This window comes from Jannaschia sp. Os4 (assembly GCF_016820245.1).
Classification (GTDB): Bacteria; Pseudomonadota; Alphaproteobacteria; order Rhodobacterales; family Rhodobacteraceae; genus Jannaschia.
This window is the reverse complement of sequence record NZ_JAFCAR010000003.1, coordinates 103552-117625: the sequence shown is the minus strand read 5'-3', so window position 1 is coordinate 117625 and position 14074 is coordinate 103552. Positions and strand designations below refer to the sequence as shown.

General features: G+C 73.5%; 20 protein-coding genes. 4 read left to right on the top strand and 16 right to left on the bottom strand.

Translation table 11 applies throughout. The features are described from left to right. Positions 1–27 precede the first annotated feature (27 nt). The 9 genes from JQC91_RS05575 to sdhC form a co-directional block, all read right to left on the bottom strand. Complete coding sequence (locus JQC91_RS05575; RefSeq protein ID WP_203285828.1) at positions 28–351, bottom strand: hypothetical protein; 324 nt, start codon at positions 349–351, stop codon at positions 28–30. Then, complete coding sequence (locus tag JQC91_RS05570; RefSeq protein WP_203285827.1) at positions 348–695, bottom strand: hypothetical protein; 348 nt, start codon at positions 693–695, stop codon at positions 348–350. Before JQC91_RS05570 ends, JQC91_RS05575 begins: the two co-directional genes overlap by 4 nt. Beyond that, a complete protein-coding gene (locus JQC91_RS05565; protein ID WP_203285826.1) occupies positions 685–1476 on the bottom strand; it encodes a sulfotransferase domain-containing protein in 792 nt (263 codons plus the stop codon). Before JQC91_RS05565 ends, JQC91_RS05570 begins: the two co-directional genes overlap by 11 nt. A gap of 40 nt (positions 1477–1516) precedes the next feature. Next, on the bottom strand, positions 1517–1741 hold the full coding sequence (locus JQC91_RS05560; RefSeq protein ID WP_203285825.1) for a hypothetical protein: 225 nt from the start codon (positions 1739–1741) through the stop codon (positions 1517–1519). A gap of 59 nt (positions 1742–1800) precedes the next feature. Continuing rightward, positions 1801–1986, bottom strand: a complete 186-nt coding sequence (locus JQC91_RS05555) for a hypothetical protein (RefSeq protein ID WP_203285824.1) — start codon at positions 1984–1986, stop codon at positions 1801–1803. After that, positions 1983–2183: a hypothetical protein gene (locus tag JQC91_RS05550; RefSeq protein ID WP_203285823.1), complete on the bottom strand. Its 201-nt coding sequence runs from the start codon at positions 2181–2183 to the stop codon at positions 1983–1985. Before JQC91_RS05550 ends, JQC91_RS05555 begins: the two co-directional genes overlap by 4 nt. Before the next feature lie 76 nt (positions 2184–2259). After that, positions 2260–4071: a succinate dehydrogenase flavoprotein subunit gene (sdhA, locus tag JQC91_RS05545; RefSeq protein ID WP_203285822.1), complete on the bottom strand. Its 1812-nt coding sequence runs from the start codon at positions 4069–4071 to the stop codon at positions 2260–2262. Between the two features lie 17 nt (positions 4072–4088). Beyond that, positions 4089–4484, bottom strand: a complete 396-nt coding sequence (gene sdhD, locus JQC91_RS05540; RefSeq protein WP_203285821.1) for a succinate dehydrogenase, hydrophobic membrane anchor protein — start codon at positions 4482–4484, stop codon at positions 4089–4091. Then, positions 4484–4867 (bottom strand): succinate dehydrogenase, cytochrome b556 subunit, encoded by a 384-nt coding sequence (sdhC, locus tag JQC91_RS05535; RefSeq protein WP_203285820.1) that lies wholly within the window; start codon positions 4865–4867, stop codon positions 4484–4486. The genes sdhD and sdhC overlap by 1 nt, the downstream gene beginning before the upstream one ends. Before the next feature lie 199 nt (positions 4868–5066). Here sdhC and JQC91_RS05530 point away from each other — a divergent pair, with 199 nt between their 5' ends. Beyond that, positions 5067–5405: a DUF3140 domain-containing protein gene (locus JQC91_RS05530; RefSeq protein ID WP_203285819.1), complete on the top strand. Its 339-nt coding sequence runs from the start codon at positions 5067–5069 to the stop codon at positions 5403–5405. Positions 5406–5459: 54 nt separating this feature from the next. Here JQC91_RS05530 and hisG read toward each other — a convergent pair whose 3' ends face one another. From hisG to hisS, 3 genes are read right to left on the bottom strand one after another with little or no spacing between them, the layout of a single operon-like run. Further along, positions 5460–6143 carry an ATP phosphoribosyltransferase gene (gene hisG, locus JQC91_RS05525; RefSeq protein ID WP_203285818.1) on the bottom strand — a complete coding sequence of 228 codons (684 nt, stop codon included), beginning with the start codon at positions 6141–6143 and terminating at the stop codon, positions 5460–5462. Further along, positions 6140–7147: an ATP phosphoribosyltransferase regulatory subunit gene (locus tag JQC91_RS05520; RefSeq protein ID WP_203285817.1), complete on the bottom strand. Its 1008-nt coding sequence runs from the start codon at positions 7145–7147 to the stop codon at positions 6140–6142. Before JQC91_RS05520 ends, hisG begins: the two co-directional genes overlap by 4 nt. Continuing rightward, entirely contained in the window at positions 7144–8616 is a 1473-nt protein-coding gene (gene hisS, locus JQC91_RS05515) for a histidine--tRNA ligase (RefSeq protein WP_203285816.1), read from the bottom strand. The genes JQC91_RS05520 and hisS overlap by 4 nt, the downstream gene beginning before the upstream one ends. Before the next feature lie 50 nt (positions 8617–8666). Here hisS and JQC91_RS05510 point away from each other — a divergent pair, with 50 nt between their 5' ends. Further along, entirely contained in the window at positions 8667–8855 is a 189-nt protein-coding gene (locus tag JQC91_RS05510; protein ID WP_203285815.1) for a SlyX family protein, read from the top strand. Here JQC91_RS05510 and JQC91_RS05505 read toward each other — a convergent pair. The 4 genes from JQC91_RS05505 to cobU form a co-directional block, all read right to left on the bottom strand. Further along, on the bottom strand, positions 8852–10357 hold the full coding sequence (locus tag JQC91_RS05505; protein ID WP_203285814.1) for a YifB family Mg chelatase-like AAA ATPase: 1506 nt from the start codon (positions 10355–10357) through the stop codon (positions 8852–8854). The two genes, JQC91_RS05510 and JQC91_RS05505, sit on opposite strands and share 4 nt — an antisense overlap. 111 nt (positions 10358–10468) lie before the next feature. Beyond that, entirely contained in the window at positions 10469–11155 is a 687-nt protein-coding gene (locus JQC91_RS05500; RefSeq protein WP_203285813.1) for a glutathione S-transferase, read from the bottom strand. Positions 11156–11213: 58 nt separating this feature from the next. Continuing rightward, positions 11214–11771 carry a histidine phosphatase family protein gene (locus JQC91_RS05495; RefSeq protein WP_203285812.1) on the bottom strand — a complete coding sequence of 186 codons (558 nt, stop codon included), beginning with the start codon at positions 11769–11771 and terminating at the stop codon, positions 11214–11216. Further along, positions 11768–12268 (bottom strand): bifunctional adenosylcobinamide kinase/adenosylcobinamide-phosphate guanylyltransferase, encoded by a 501-nt coding sequence (cobU, locus tag JQC91_RS05490; protein WP_343069909.1) that lies wholly within the window; start codon positions 12266–12268, stop codon positions 11768–11770. The genes JQC91_RS05495 and cobU overlap by 4 nt, the downstream gene beginning before the upstream one ends. 132 nt (positions 12269–12400) lie before the next feature. Here cobU and JQC91_RS05485 point away from each other — a divergent pair, with 132 nt between their 5' ends. Beyond that, on the top strand, positions 12401–13279 hold the full coding sequence (locus tag JQC91_RS05485; RefSeq protein ID WP_203285810.1) for an RNA polymerase factor sigma-32: 879 nt from the start codon (positions 12401–12403) through the stop codon (positions 13277–13279). After that, positions 13276–14046 (top strand): ChaN family lipoprotein, encoded by a 771-nt coding sequence (locus JQC91_RS05480; protein ID WP_203285809.1) that lies wholly within the window; start codon positions 13276–13278, stop codon positions 14044–14046. Before JQC91_RS05485 ends, JQC91_RS05480 begins: the two co-directional genes overlap by 4 nt. The last annotated feature ends 28 nt before the right edge of the window (positions 14047–14074 follow it).

Below are 14074 nucleotides of genomic sequence, written 5' to 3'. Positions count from 1 at the left end.
CGCGCGCGCCGATGGGTCGCGGGGATGCTAGAGCCCGGTGAGCAGCGTCGGCGCGGCGCGCAGCAGGCAGGACTGGGTGCCGGGGCGGGCGAGGATGGTGCCCACGGCGTCCTGCGCGGGCGCGGCGTTGCCGGTGGCGGCCGAGCCCGCGAGGGTCAGCAGCTCCGACGCCTCGGCGTTGTCGATGACGCAGTCGGTGAGCGGCTTGGTCGGGACGCCGGGGAAGCGGCTGGCCATCTGGGCGTCGACGACGGTGCGGGCCGCCTCGCGTCCGAGGTCGGTGGCGACGCCCGAGCCGACGCCGTTGCAGGCGGCGAGGGCGAGGGCGAGCAGCGGGATGACGCGGGTCAATTCGGGTCCTCCGGGGCGAGCGCGCCCGCGAGGGCGTCGGCGATGGCGGCGTCCACGGCGTCGTCGCCGGGGGCCACCCCGGCAGGTGGCGCGGCGGGGGTCGGGGGCAAGGCCGCCGCCACGCAGGCGGCGGCTTCCGGCCGGGCGCGGACGTCGCGGACGACGCGGGCGGCGCGGGGGTCGCCCACAGTGCCGCGGGCGAGGATCAGGAGCTCCTGCGGCGTGGCGTAGCGCAGCACGCAGTCGACGGGGGCCTGCTCGGCGCCCGCCGGGCCGGACCGGTCGCCGCCCCCGCCGATGCAGGCCGCGAGCAGGAGGGGCGGGAGGAGCGCGCTAGGCCGCATCGAGCGCCTCCAGCCAGCGGGTGGGGTGGTCCTCGTAGCCCAAGGCGACGAGCGCGTCGCCGTGGCGCTCGGCGTAGTCCTCGGCCACCGGGCGGGGCAGCCGGGTCCGCCACTGGGCGGTGCCGCCATGGGCGACGTGGGCGTTGACGCGGGCCACGCGGTCGGCGGGGTCGGCCTTGCCCCCGAAGAGGGCGTGGCTCCAGAAGATGGCGGCCCCGACCTCCACCGCGTCCCCCTCCAGCCCGAGGCGGCGGAGGCAGTGGGAGAAGTGGCGCATCTCGGTGTCGTGGCGCAGGTCCTCGTAGCGGGTCTCGACGTGGCGGGGGTTGGCGTAGTCCCACGCGAGCATCTGGGCGAGCGTCTCGGCGTGCTTCTCCGCCATCTCGAAGCGCAGGCGGGCCGCGTCGTCGGGGAGGCCGTTGAGGTGCTGCTGGTAGGTCAGGCCGCCGAGGTCGTCGCGGGGGACGTGAAGGAACCGCTCCCCCTTCTCGCCCGCATGGCGGTGGTAGCGCATCCCCGAGAGCAGGACGTCGCGCGGGTCGCGGATGACGTGGAGGATCCGCGCGTCGGGGCGGTCGTGGAGCCATGCGGGGAAGCGCGAGGACCACGAGGCGAGCACGGCGGGGCCGTCCGCCGGGCGGACCTTGCCGGGGCCGGTGACCGGGTAGACGACGTGGTAGGGCGCCTTCATCGCCCCCGCGAGGCGGCGGAACACGGCCCGCATCCACAGCGTGCCGGTCTTGTGGTGCGTGCCCACGCAGACGAAGCGCGGCTCGGTCACGGGGCGCGGACCGGGGGCGTGGTCGGGCGGTCGGCGGGGCTCACCCGGCGATGCGGCGCTCGACGCAGAAGCGGAAGGCGTCCTGCTGCTCCGGCGTCAGCTCCAGCGTCGCGGTGTCGGTGACGTCGGCGGGCAGCGGCGGCTGGCCGATCTCGGCGAGGCAGGCGTCGGTGAGCGCGCGGACGGCGGGATCGACTTGGACGGGGGTGGCGGCGGGCTGGCAGGCCATGAGCGCCAGCGGCGCGAGCGGGATCAGGAAGCGCATCGGGGTCTCAGTCTCCGGTGGTGTGCGGGGATGGTTCTAGCGCGCGGGCGCGGGTGCGCCTAGCGCGGGATCGCCCTGCAGGCGTCGAGGCGGCGCAGGCCGTCGGCGTCGGCCACGATGGTGCCGTCCCGGACGGTGACGCCCTGCGCGCGGGCGCAGTCGAGATAGGCCTGCCGCCGCGCCTCCTGCGGGTCGGCGGGCATGCAGGCCGTCAGGACGAGGGCGGCGGCCAGCGCGCGCCTCACAGCCCGCGCCGGTTCTCTTGGATGCAGAAGTCGTAGCCGAACCGCTCGGCCTCGGCGGCGTCGGGGCCGGGCGGCGTGGCCCGGTCGATGCGGTTCAGGCAGTATTCGATCAGCGCTTGGGACGGGCGACCGCCGGCGGCGGCGGCTTGGCACCCGGCCACGGCCACGGGCAGGAGCAGAAGGACGAGGACGCGCACGGGCGATCTCCCTGTGGTTGCGCGTCCGTCTTGTGGCGGGGGGGCCGGGGCGTCAAGCGCGCCCGGCCCGGCCCGGTCAGTAGACCCGCGCCTTGGGCGCGATCTTCTTGGGGTCGATGCCGCCCTCGTTGTGGGTGGTCAGCGGCTGGACGTGGACGCCGCGGTAGCCGAGCGAGGCCTTCTGGTCGTCGCCGGTGAACCAAGTCAGCGAGTGCTTGCGCCAGTTCTCGTCGTCGCGGTCGGGGAAGTCCTCGTGGGCGTGCGCCCCGCGGCTCTCCTTGCGCGCCTCGGCGGCGACGACGGTGGCGACCGCGTTGGGCATCAGGTTCGCCAGTTCCAGCGTCTCCATCAGGTCGGAGTTCCAGATCAGCGTGTTGTCGGTGACGGAGACGTCGGACATCTTGGACGCCACGTCCTCCATCTTCTCCTTGCCCTGCTTGAGCGTCTCGGAGGTGCGGAACACGGCGGCGTCGGCCTGCATGGTCTTCTGCATCTCGAGGCGCAGCTCGGCGGTGCCGACCTGCCCGCGCGCGTGGCGCAGCCCGTCGAAGCGGGCGAGCGCCATCTCGACCGAGCGCATGTTCGGGCTGGGCACCGGGGTCTCGGGGTCCACGACCTTGCCCGCGCGGATGGCGGCGGCGCGGCCGAACACCACGAGGTCGATCAGCGAGTTGGACCCGAGGCGGTTGGCTCCGTGCACCGAGGCGCAGCCCGCCTCGCCCACGGCCATCAGGCCGGGCGACACGCGGTCGGGCTCGTCCGCCGTGGGCGCCAGCACCTCGCCCCAGTAGTTCGTGGGGATGCCGCCCATGTTGTAGTGGACGGTGGGCAGGACGGGGATCGGCTCCCGGTTGACGTCGACGCCCGCGAAGATGCGCGCCGATTCCGAGATGCCGGGCAGGCGCTCGGCCAAGGTGTCGGCGGGCAGGTGGTCGAGATGCAGGTGGATATGGTCGCCGTCCTTGCCGACGCCCCGCCCCTCGCGGATCTCCAGCGTCATGCAGCGGGACACGACGTCGCGGCTGGCCAGGTCCTTGTAGGTGGGGGCGTAGCGCTCCATGAAGCGCTCCCCTTCGGAGTTGGTGAGGTAGCCGCCCTCGCCCCGCGCGCCCTCGGTGATGAGGCAGCCCGCGCCGTAGATGCCGGTCGGGTGGAACTGCACGAACTCCATGTCCTGCAGCGGAAGCCCCGCGCGCGCGACCATGCCGTTGCCGTCGCCGGTGCAGGTGTGGGCGCTCGTGGCCGAGAAGTAGGCGCGCCCGTAGCCGCCCGTCGCCAGCACCGTCATCTTGGCCGAGAAGAGGTGCAGCGTGCCGTCGTCCAGCTTCCAGCAGAGCACGCCTTGGCACGCGCCGTCCTCGGACATGATGAGGTCGATGGCGAAGTACTCGATGAAGAACTGCGCCTGCTGCTTGAGCGACTGGCCGTAGAGCGTGTGCAGGATCGCGTGGCCCGTGCGGTCGGCGGCGGCGCAGGTGCGCTGCACCGGGGGGCCCTCGCCGTATTCGGTGGTGTGGCCGCCGAAGGGGCGCTGGTAGATCTTGCCCTCCTCGGTGCGCGAGAAGGGCACGCCGTAGTGCTCCAGCTCGTAGACGGCCTTGGGCGCCTCGCGGGCGAGGTACTCCATCGCGTCCGTGTCGCCGAGCCAGTCCGACCCCTTCACGGTGTCGTACATGTGCCACTGCCAGTCGTCCGGCCCCATGTTGCCGAGCGAGGCCGCGATGCCCCCCTGCGCCGCCACCGTATGGGAGCGGGTCGGGAACACCTTGGTGATGCAGGCGGTGCGGAGCCCCTGCTCCGCCATTCCGAGGGTCGCGCGCAGGCCAGCGCCGCCGGCGCCGACGACGACGACGTCGTATTCGTGGGTCTCGTAGTCGTAGGCGGGCATGGTCGTTCTCCCGAAGGTCAGAGCGCGATGCGGATCAGGGCGTAAACGCCCGCCGCCGCCGCGAAGAGGCTGAGGCACTTGGCCGCGAGGATCGACCACTTGCGGGTCTGGCCCCGCGTGTAGTCCTCGAGCAGCACCTGCACCCCTTGGGCGAAGTGCCACCAGCCGATCCCGAGGGTCAGCAGGGCCACGATCGCAGGGAAGGGCCGCGTGAAGTAGGCTTGGACGACGGCGTAGGGCTCGCCCAGCACGCGCCCGAAGGTCAGCAGGAAGAGCGGCACCAGCACGGCCAGCGCCACGGAGGTGTAGGTGACCGCGACGTGGTGCTTGGTGCCCGAGCGGGCGGAGCCCAGCCCCGAGACGAGCTTGCGGTCGGTGACGTAGCGGGCGGTGGCGGCGTCGAGTTCGGGCATCAGAGGATCACGATCGTGAGGAGGGTGAGGACGGTCGCGCCGACGATGCAGGCCCAGCCCAGCATCTCGGCGGTCTTGATCTCCATCAGGGCCACCTGATCCCAGATCAGGTGCCGGATGCCCGCCAGCGTGTGATACCACAGCGCCCAGATCGAGCCGAGGAACACCAGCTTGCCGAACCACGACGTCAGCACCGCGTCGGCGGTGTCGAACGCCTCGGGCGAGGTGGCCAGCGCCACGAACCACCACGTCACCATCAGCCCCGCGAGGACCAGCGCGTTGCCGGTGATACGGGTCAGGATCGACGAGATCGAGGTGATCTGCGGCCGATAGATCGACATGTGCGGGCTGAGGGGGCGGTTGCCCCGGTTCACTTCGGGCATGGGGGCCTCTCGGGTCGTTCGGGCGGCGGTCTGCCACAGTGTCGCACGGGCGTCACGGGGGCGGAAGGCCGCAGAGGCGGGCGGGCCGCCGCGGGCGGCGTTCGTGATCACGCGTGGGCGCGGCGTGATCACGAACCGGACGGGAACGATCCGGCGCCCCCGCCGGTTGCGCGAGTCGTCAACGACCGGAGGACAAGGCATGAGCAAGTCGCACGACGAGATCTGGGACGAGTGGGGCGATCTGGTGAACATGGCCCCCAAGGAGCTGGAGGACTGGCTGGAGACGGAGGAGTCGAAGTCGGTCGGCCAAGGCGAGGGCGAGTCGAAGGGCCACAAGTCGGGCCGCCGGATCGTCGAGATCAAGCGCACCAACAAGGACGACCTGTCGGACGACGACTGGGACCACATGGGCAAGGTCGTGGGCTACATCAAGCGCCACGGCGCGCAGGTGCCGGACGAGCCCGAGGGGTCGGACTGGGCCTACTCGATGAAGAACTGGGGGCACGACCCGTTCGGTGAGAACGGGATGGCGGCCTGAGGGGGCATTTCCTTCCCGAAGGAAATGCGGGGAAGATCGTCCTGAGCGATCTTCCTACCCCGCCAGCATCGCCTCCAGCCGGGCCATCTCGGCGCGCTCGGCGTCGGTCCACGGGGCGGCGTCGGAGCGCCAGAGCGTCGCTTGGCTCGCGTGGATCGGCCCGTCCGAGAGCATCTTGAGGTGGTTCGCCTCCAAGGTCGCGCCGGTCGAGGTGATGTCGGCGATGGCCTCGGCGGTGCCGTTGGCCACGGTGCCCTCGGTGGCGCCTTGGCTGTCCACCAGCGCGTAGTCGGCCACGCCTCGCGCCCGGAGGTAGTCGCGCACGAGGCGGTGGTACTTGGTGGCGATCCTGAGCCGATGCCCGTGCGCGGCGCGGAACCGGGCGGCCACGGCGTCGAGGTCGTCGGTCGTGTCGCAATCGGCCCAGAAGCGCGGGACGGCGAGGACGAGGTCGGCGTGGCCGAAGCCCATCGCCGCGACCGCGTGGACGGGGGCGGAGGGGCCCAGCCGCTCGCGGATCAGGTCGGAGCCGGTGACGCCGAGATGGAGGCGCCCGGCGGCGAGGTCGCGCGGCACCTCGCCCGCCGACAGGAGCACGAGCGCGACCTCGGCGCCCTCCACCTCGCCCGCGTACTCGCGGTCCGAGCCGGTGCGGCGCAGCGTCAGGCCGCGCGCGCCGAACCAGTCGAACGTGTCGGCCATCAGGCGGCCCTTGGACGGCACCCCGAGGCGGATCATGCCAGCAGCTCCCCCTCCAGCAGGCCGGGCCGGATCACGCCGCCCACGGCGGGGATCGTGCGGCCCCCGCCCAGCGCCGCCGTCAGGGCGTCGTAGCGCCCGCCGGTGGCGACGGTGCGGTCGTTCGCCGTGATCGTGAAGGTGAAGCCGTCGTAGTATTCCATGGCGGAGCGGCCCTCGGCGGGGGCGAAGGGGAGCGTGGCGGGGTCGAGGCCGCGCGCGGCCAGCGCGTCGGCGCGGGCATGCAAGGATTCGGCGTCGGGGAGCGCACGCAGCGCCTCGGCCATGGTGCCCCGCATCGACAGGAGCGACAGCAGCGCGTCGGCTTGGCCCCCGTCGATGGGCGGCTCGGCGGCGTCGGCGCGCAGGGCGTCGAGGCGGGCCTCCACTTCCTCGGGCGTGCGCTGGCCGATGACCGGCGCGTCGTTCGGCGCCCGGTCCGTCGCAGGGCCGGGCGCGCGGCCCGCGAAGCGGTCGAGCAGGCGGCGGAAGCGGGCGGGCCGCCAGAGGTGGCGCAGGAGCGCCGCGCGGCGCGCCCCGGTGGTGTCGAGGGCGGCGACTGCGGCGCGGATCAGGCCGAGGTCGCCGGTCGCGGGACGCGGCTCCCACGGGGCGAGCACGTCGAGGAAGAGGGCGAGCACCTCGGCCTCCGCCGCCGCGCGGTCGGCGTCGAAGGCCTCGTAGCCCACCTGCAGGTATTCGCGGGGGCGGGTCTCGTCCTCCTCCTGCCGGCGGAACACCTCGCCCGCGTAGCAGTAGCGCGCGGGCTCGGCGCCCGCCTCCATGTGCGCCTGCACCAGCGGCACGGTGAAGTCGGGGCGCAGCATCGCCTCGCCGCGGAGGGGGTCGTGTGTGACGAAGGCGCGGGCGCGGATGTCCTCGCCGTAGAGGTCCAGCAGCGTGCCCGCGGGCAAGAGGATCGGCGGGGCGAAGCGGGCCGCGCCCGCTGCCTCCAGCCGCGCGAGCAGGTCGCCCGCACGGGTCCGGTCCGCGTCCCCGATCACAGCAGCTTGCGGAGGTGGTCCACGAGGTCGGCCACGGCCACCTCGGTCTGGGCCTCGTGGGACTTCCACTCCTCGACCGTCGCCCCTTCGGAGAGGCGCTTGCCCAAGGCGAGGTCCTTGACCTGCACCACGCCGCGCGCGGCCTCGTCGGAACCTTGGATCACGGCGGCCGGGCTGTTTCGCTTGTCGGCGTACTTGAGCTGGTTGCCGAAGTTCTTGGGGTTGCCGAGATAGGTCTCCGCCCGGATGCCCGCCGCGCGCAGCGTCCGGGTCAGCGCGAGGTAGTCGCCCATCCGGTCCCGGTCCATCACGGTGACGACGACGGGGCCGGTGGCCTCCGTCTCCAGCCGCCCCTTGGCCTGCAGCGCGGCGAGCAGGCGGTCCACGCCGATGGATATGCCGGTGGCGGGCACGGCCTGCCCGGTGAAGCGCTTGACGAGGTCGTCGTAGCGGCCCCCGCCGGCGACCGATCCGAACTGGCGCGGGCGGCCCTTCTCGTCGGTGATCTCGAAGGTGAGCTCCGCCTCGAAGACGGGGCCGGTGTAGTAGCCCAAGCCCCGGACGACCGCCGGGTCGAGTTGGATGCGATCCTCGCCGTAGCCTTGGGCTTCGAGCACGGCGGCGATGCGCTCCAGCTCGTCCACGCCCTGCGCGCCCGCCTCGGAGCCGCCCACGGCGGCGCGCAGGTTGGCCAGCGTCGTCGCGACGTCGGCGCCCTTGGAGGTCAGGAACGCGATCACAGGCTCGGCCTGCGCGTCGGTCAGGCCCACGCCGTCGATGAAGGCCCCCGAGGCGTCCTCGCGGCCCTCTCCGAGCAGTTGGCGCACGCCCGCCTCGCCGACCTTGTCGAACTTGTCGATCGTCCGCAGCACGTCGGCCTGCTTGGCCGCGTCGTCCACGCCCGTGGCCTCCAGCACGCCGTTCAGCACGCGGCGCGAGTTGACCCGCACCACGTAGTCCCCGCGCGGGATGCCCACCGCCTCCAGCACGTCGGCCATCAGCGCGGCCATCTCGGCGTCGGCGGCGGGGGAAGCCGTGCCCACCGTGTCGGCGTCGCATTGGATGAACTGGCGGAACCGCCCCGGCCCCGGCTTCTCGTTGCGCCAGACCGGCCCCATCGCGTAGCGGCGGTAGGGCGTGGGCAGGTCGTTGCGGTGCTGCGCGTAGACGCGCGCCAAGGGCGCCGTCAGGTCGTAGCGGAGCGCGAGCCAGTCGCCGGGCTTCTCGCCCTCGGCGTCCTCCTGCCACGCGAAGACGCCCTCGTTGGGGCGGTCCACGTCGGGGAGGAACTTGCCCAGCGCTTCGACCGTCTCGACGGCGGAGGACTCCAGCGCCTCGAACCCGTGGAGGCGGTAGACCTCGGCGATCCGGTCGAGCATCTCCTTGCGCGCGGTGACTTCCGCGCCGAAGTAGTCGCGGAAGCCCTTCGGCGTCTCGGCGCGGGGGCGTCTGATCTTGTCCTTGGCCATGCGCCGCGCCCTAGCCGGGCGGGGGGTGGCCTTCAAGCCGGAGGGTTCCCGTGGAGCACGAGGAGCGGATCGCGCACTTGGAGCGCACGGTCGACGACCTGAGCGCGGTCGTGCACCGGCAGGCGGGCGAGATCGCCGTGCTGGAGCGGCGGGTGCGGATGCTGATGGAGCGGGTCGCCGAGGGCGACGAGGCGGGCGGCTCGGTCGTCCTGGGCGACGAGCGGCCGCCCCACTACTAGGGGTCCACCAGCCGGTAGCCGAGGGCCTCGGCGACGTGCGGCGCCCCGATGCCGTCGACGCCGGCGAGGTCGGCGATGGTGCGGGCGACCTTGCGGGTGCGGTGGTAGGCGCGGGCCGAGAGGCGCAGGCGGTCGGCGGCGGCCTCCAGCATCTTCCGGCCCTCGGCATCGGGCATCGCATGGGCGTCGAGGGCCGCGCCGGAGAGGTCGGCGTTGGTCACGAGGGCGTCCTCGCCCGCGTAGCGCTCGGACTGGACCGCGCGGGCGGCGGCGATGCGGGCGGCGACCACCTCGGAGGTCTCGCCCGCCGGGCGGTCGGCGAGGTCGGCGACGGGGACGGCGGGCACCTCGAGGCGCAGGTCGAAGCGGTCGAGCAGCGGCCCGGACAGGCGGTCGAGATACTTCGCGCCGCAGAGCGGGGCCTGCCCGCAGGCGCGGTCGGCGTCGTTGAGGTGGCCGCAGCGGCAGGGGTTGGCGGCGGCGAGCAGGAGGAACCGGCAGGGGTAGCGCACGTGGGCGTTGGCGCGGGCGACGTGCACCTCGCCGGTCTCGATGGGCTGGCGCAGCACCTCCAGCACTTGGCGGGGGAACTCGGGCAGTTCGTCGAGGAACAGCACGCCGTTGTGCGCGAGGCTGATCTGGCCGGGCTTGGCGCCCTTGCCGCCGCCCACGAGGGCCGCCTGCGAGGCGGTGTGGTGCGGGTCCATGAAGGGCCGCCGCTGGAGGATGCCGCCCGCCTCGAGCGTGCCGGCGAGGGAGTGGATCATCGAGGTGTCGAGCGATTCGGCCGCCGAGAGCGGCGGCAGGAGGCCGGGCAGGCGCTCGGCGAGCATCGACTTGCCCGCGCCGGGCGGGCCCATGAGGAACAGGTGGTGGCGCCCGGCGGCGGCGATCTCCAGCGCGCGCTTGGCGCGGGCTTGGCCGCGCACCTCGGACAGGCACTTGGTGGCGTCGGGGGCGGGGAGGCGGCCGGCCTTCGCGGGCTCGAGCGGGCGGGCGCCGGTGAGGTGGTCGATGATCGCGGCAAGCGAGGGCGCGGCGTGCACGGTGGCGGCGTCGACCCACGCGGCCTCGGGGCCGCAGGCGGCGGGGCAGAAGAGGGTGGCGTCGTGGGCGCCCGCCGTGACGGCCGCCGGGAGCGCGCCGGTGACGGGGACGAGGGAGCCGTCGAGGGACATCTCGCCCAGCGAGACCGCCTTGGCGACGGCCTCGGCGGGGACGATCTCCAGCGCGGCGAGCAGCGCGAGCGCGATCGGCAGGTCGAAATGCGCGCCCTCCTTGGGGAGGTCGGCGGGGGAGAGGTTGATGGTGATGCGCTTGGAGGGCAGCGCGATGGACAGTTCCGACAGCGCGGCCTTCACCCGTTCCTTGGCCTCGGACACGGCCTTGTCGGGCAGGCCCACGAGGGTGAGGGCGGGCATCCCGGCGGCGACGGCGCACTGCACCTCGACCGGCGTGGCCTCGGTCCCCTCGAAGGCGACGGTGGTGTGGCGCGCGAGCATGGGCGACGCTTGGCCGATCGGGGTGAAGGAGTGGTTAACGGCGCCACGGGGGCTCCGCCCCCGCCGCCCTGCGGTCGGCTCCCCCGAGGTATGTCGGGCAAGGCGAGGGTGTCAGGGCTGGATCGGGAAGGGCGCCGTCTCGAGCCCCATGTCGTAGACGTCGAGCGTCCGGTCCGCCGCCTCGCCCTCGGCGCGCCATGCGCGCAGCGGCGCGTGGGCGAGGTGGGCGTCGACATAGGCGCGTGCCTCGGGGCCGACGGGCAGGCCGTAGCCCGCGATCCGCATCGCCACCGGGGCGAACATCGCGTCCACCGCGCCGTAGGGGCCGAAGAGCCACGGGCCGTCCCCGGCCATCGCGCGGGCGCGGGCCCAGAGGGCCTCCAGCGTGGCGAGGTCGGCGCGCACGGCGTCGTCGGGCGCGAAGCCGCGCCACGCGACGCGCAGGTTCATCGGGCAGGCGGAGCGGAGCGCCCCGAAGCCGGAATGCATCAGCGCCGCCATCGACCGGGCGAGGCCGCGCGCGGCCGGGTCCGCGGGCCAGTGGCCCGCCTCCGGGTGCGCCTCGGCCAGCCCCTCGGCGATGGCGAGCGTGTCGGACCAGACGGCGCCCTCCTCCGTGCGGGCGAGCGGCACGGTGCGGAAGCCGGGGGACCAGCGCTCCACCGTCGGGTGGAAGCCGGGGTCGTACATCTCGGCCAAGGTGACGCGGACGGGGATGTCGAAGGCGGCGAACATCAGCCAGCCGCGCAGGGACCACGAGGAGTAGGAGCGGTCGCCGATCAGGAGGTCGTAGGTCATGCCGCCCGGCTAGCGGGGCCGCGCGCCGGGGTCCAACGCCGATAGGTGATGGGCGCGATCAGGGGTGGCGATCCACCGCGACCGGGTGCAGCACGCCGTCCTCCACGTCGATCCGGGTCAGCGAGAGCGGGGCGACGGGCTGAGCGAGCACCTCGGCGGGCGCGTGGCCGGTGGCGCGGGCCCACTGGGTCAGGATCACGCCGAAATGCACGACGAGGATCAGGTCGCCCCCCCTCGACAGGCGCGCCACCGCCGCGCCCGCCCGCGCGGCCACGTCGTTCCACGACTCGCCGTTAGGCGGACGGACGTCGCCCGGCGTCTCGAAGAAGGCGCGGGAAAGGGGGCCGTCGAACGTGTCGAAGGCGCGGTCCTCCCAGTCGCCGTAATGGAACTCGCGCAGGGCGGGCTCGTCGGGGCGGCGGGGGCGGTCCCCGGCGATGGCGGCGGCGGTGGCGCGGGTGCGCGACAGATCCGAGGAGACGACCGGCGCATGGGGCAGCGCGGCGGAGAGGCGGCGCAGGCGCGCGGCGTCGGACAGGTCGGCGGGCCGGTCGGTGTGGCCGATCAGCGTCCGGGCATGGGTCGGGCCGTGGCGGACGAGCCAGAGCCGGGTCACGGCCCGCCCTTGAGCCATTGCGGCAGGCCCGCGGTCACGAGCGCCACGCGGTCGGCGCGCGCGGCGAGGCGCTGGTTCAGCAGGCCTTGGTCGCGCTGGAAGCGGCGGGCCATCGCGTTGGCGGGGACGACCCCGCCGCCGACGTCGTTCGAGACGATCGTCACCGGGCTGCGACAGGCGGTCGCGGCGGCGATCCAAGCGTCCGCGGCATCCTGCCACGCCCCGCCCGCGTCGCCGGTCACGTTGAGCAGCCACATCGTCGCGCAATCGAGGAGGACGGCGCCCCCGGGGCCTATGTCATCCAACGCATCGGCCAGCGCCTCGGGCACCTCGACGGTGCGCCAGTCGGGACCGCGCCGGGCCGCGTGGCGCGCGATCTTGGCCCGCATCTCGTCGTCCCAAGCCCGTGCGGTGGCGAGGTAGGTCCGTGTGTCGGATGACGCCTCGACCAACGCCTCGGCATAGGCCGACTTGCCCGAAGCGGAATGCCCCAACACCAAAGTGACGCCAATGTTCCGAGACACTTAGCCGATCTTTTTTGTGATCCATCGCCGCCCCCCGCCCGTAACGCAAGTCAGGACCCACCCGAGAAGAGGCGGGCCTACGACATGCACCCGGGAGGTTGGCCCATGGCTTTCGATTTCAACTCGGACACGTCCCTGTCAAGGCGCGCCATGAAGGCGGAGCTCTTGGACGCGGAGACGGAGCTGCGGCTGGCCTACGCGTGGCGCGACGAGCGCTGCGAGCAGAGCCTGCACCGCCTGATCACCGCCTACATGCGCCTCGCCATCAGCATGGCGGCGAAGTTCAAGCGCTACGGCGCGCCGATGAACGACCTGATCCAGGAGGCGGGGCTGGGCCTGATGAAGGCCGCCGACAAGTTCGACCCCGACCGAGGCGTGCGCTTCTCGACCTACGCGGTGTGGTGGATCAAGGCGTCGATCCAGGACTACGTGATGCGGAACTGGTCGATGGTGCGGACCGGATCGACCTCCAGCCAGAAGTCGCTCTTCTTCAACCTGCGCCGGGTGCAGGCGCGGCTGGAGCGCGAGGCTCTGAAGGAGGGCACGATCCTCGACCGCCAGACCATGCGCGAGATGATCGCCACCGAGGTCGGCGTGCCGCTGCACGACGTGGAGATGATGGAGGGCCGCCTGTCCGGCTCGGACTTCTCGCTCAACGCCACGCAATCCTCGGACGAGGACGGGCGCGAGTGGATCGACACGCTGGAGGACGACGCGGAGCAGGCCGACACCTTGGTCGAGGCGTCCCACGATACCGACCAGTTGCGGCAGTGGCTGGTGGTCGCGCTGGCGGGCCTGAACGACCGCGAGCAGTTCATCGTGCGCGAGCGCAAGCTGCGCGAGGAGCCGCGGACGCTGGAGTCGCTCGGCAACGAACTGAACCTCTCGAAGGAGCGCGTGCGCCAACTGGAGGCTGCCGCCTTCGCCAAGATGCGCAAGTCGCTGGAGGGGCAGTCGCGCGAGGTGCGGCACTTCCTCGTGTGAGACGGCTGATCGCCGCGGCGCTCGTCGCCGCAGGCCCCGCCACCGCCGATACCGCGCCCCTGCCCCCGGCGGGGGCGCAGGTCGTCTGGCTGGGCGAGGTCCACGACAACCCCGACCATCACCGCGTGCAGGCCGGGATCGTGGCCGCGCTCGACCCGTCGGCCCTCGTGCTGGAGATGCTGGAGCCGCGCCACGCCGCCGCCCCCGTCGACCGGGGCGACGTCGCCGCGATGGACGCGGCGTTCGAATGGTCGGCGCGGGGCTGGCCTGACTTGGCGATGTACGCCCCGATCCTCGCGCAGGGGGCGCCGCTCTACGGGGCCGCGCTGCCGCCGGACGAGGTGCGGCGCGCCGTCTCGGACGGGGCGCTCGCGGTGTTCGGGACAGGCGGCGCGCGGTTCGGGCTGGACCGCCCGTTGCCCCCGGAACAGCAGGCCGAGCGCGAGGCGGGACAGGCCGCCGCCCATTGCGAAGCGCTGCCCGAGGAGATGCTGCCGGGCTTCGTCGAGGCGCAGCGGCTGCGCGACGCGGCGCTCGCGGACGCGGCGCTGCGCGCGCTGGCGGAGACGGGCGGGCCGGTCGCGGTGATCGCGGGGACGGGGCACGTGCGGGCCGACTGGGGCGCGCCGTCGATGGTGGCGCTGGCGGCGCCGGAGGTGGCGCAGTGGACGCTCGGGCAGGGCGAGGGCGAGTTGGACGGGCCGTTCGATGCGGTGGCGGTGGCCGACGCGCCGGAGCGGGGCGATCCCTGCGCGGCGTTCCGGTGACGTCGTAGGGTGGGCGAAGGCCCCCGCG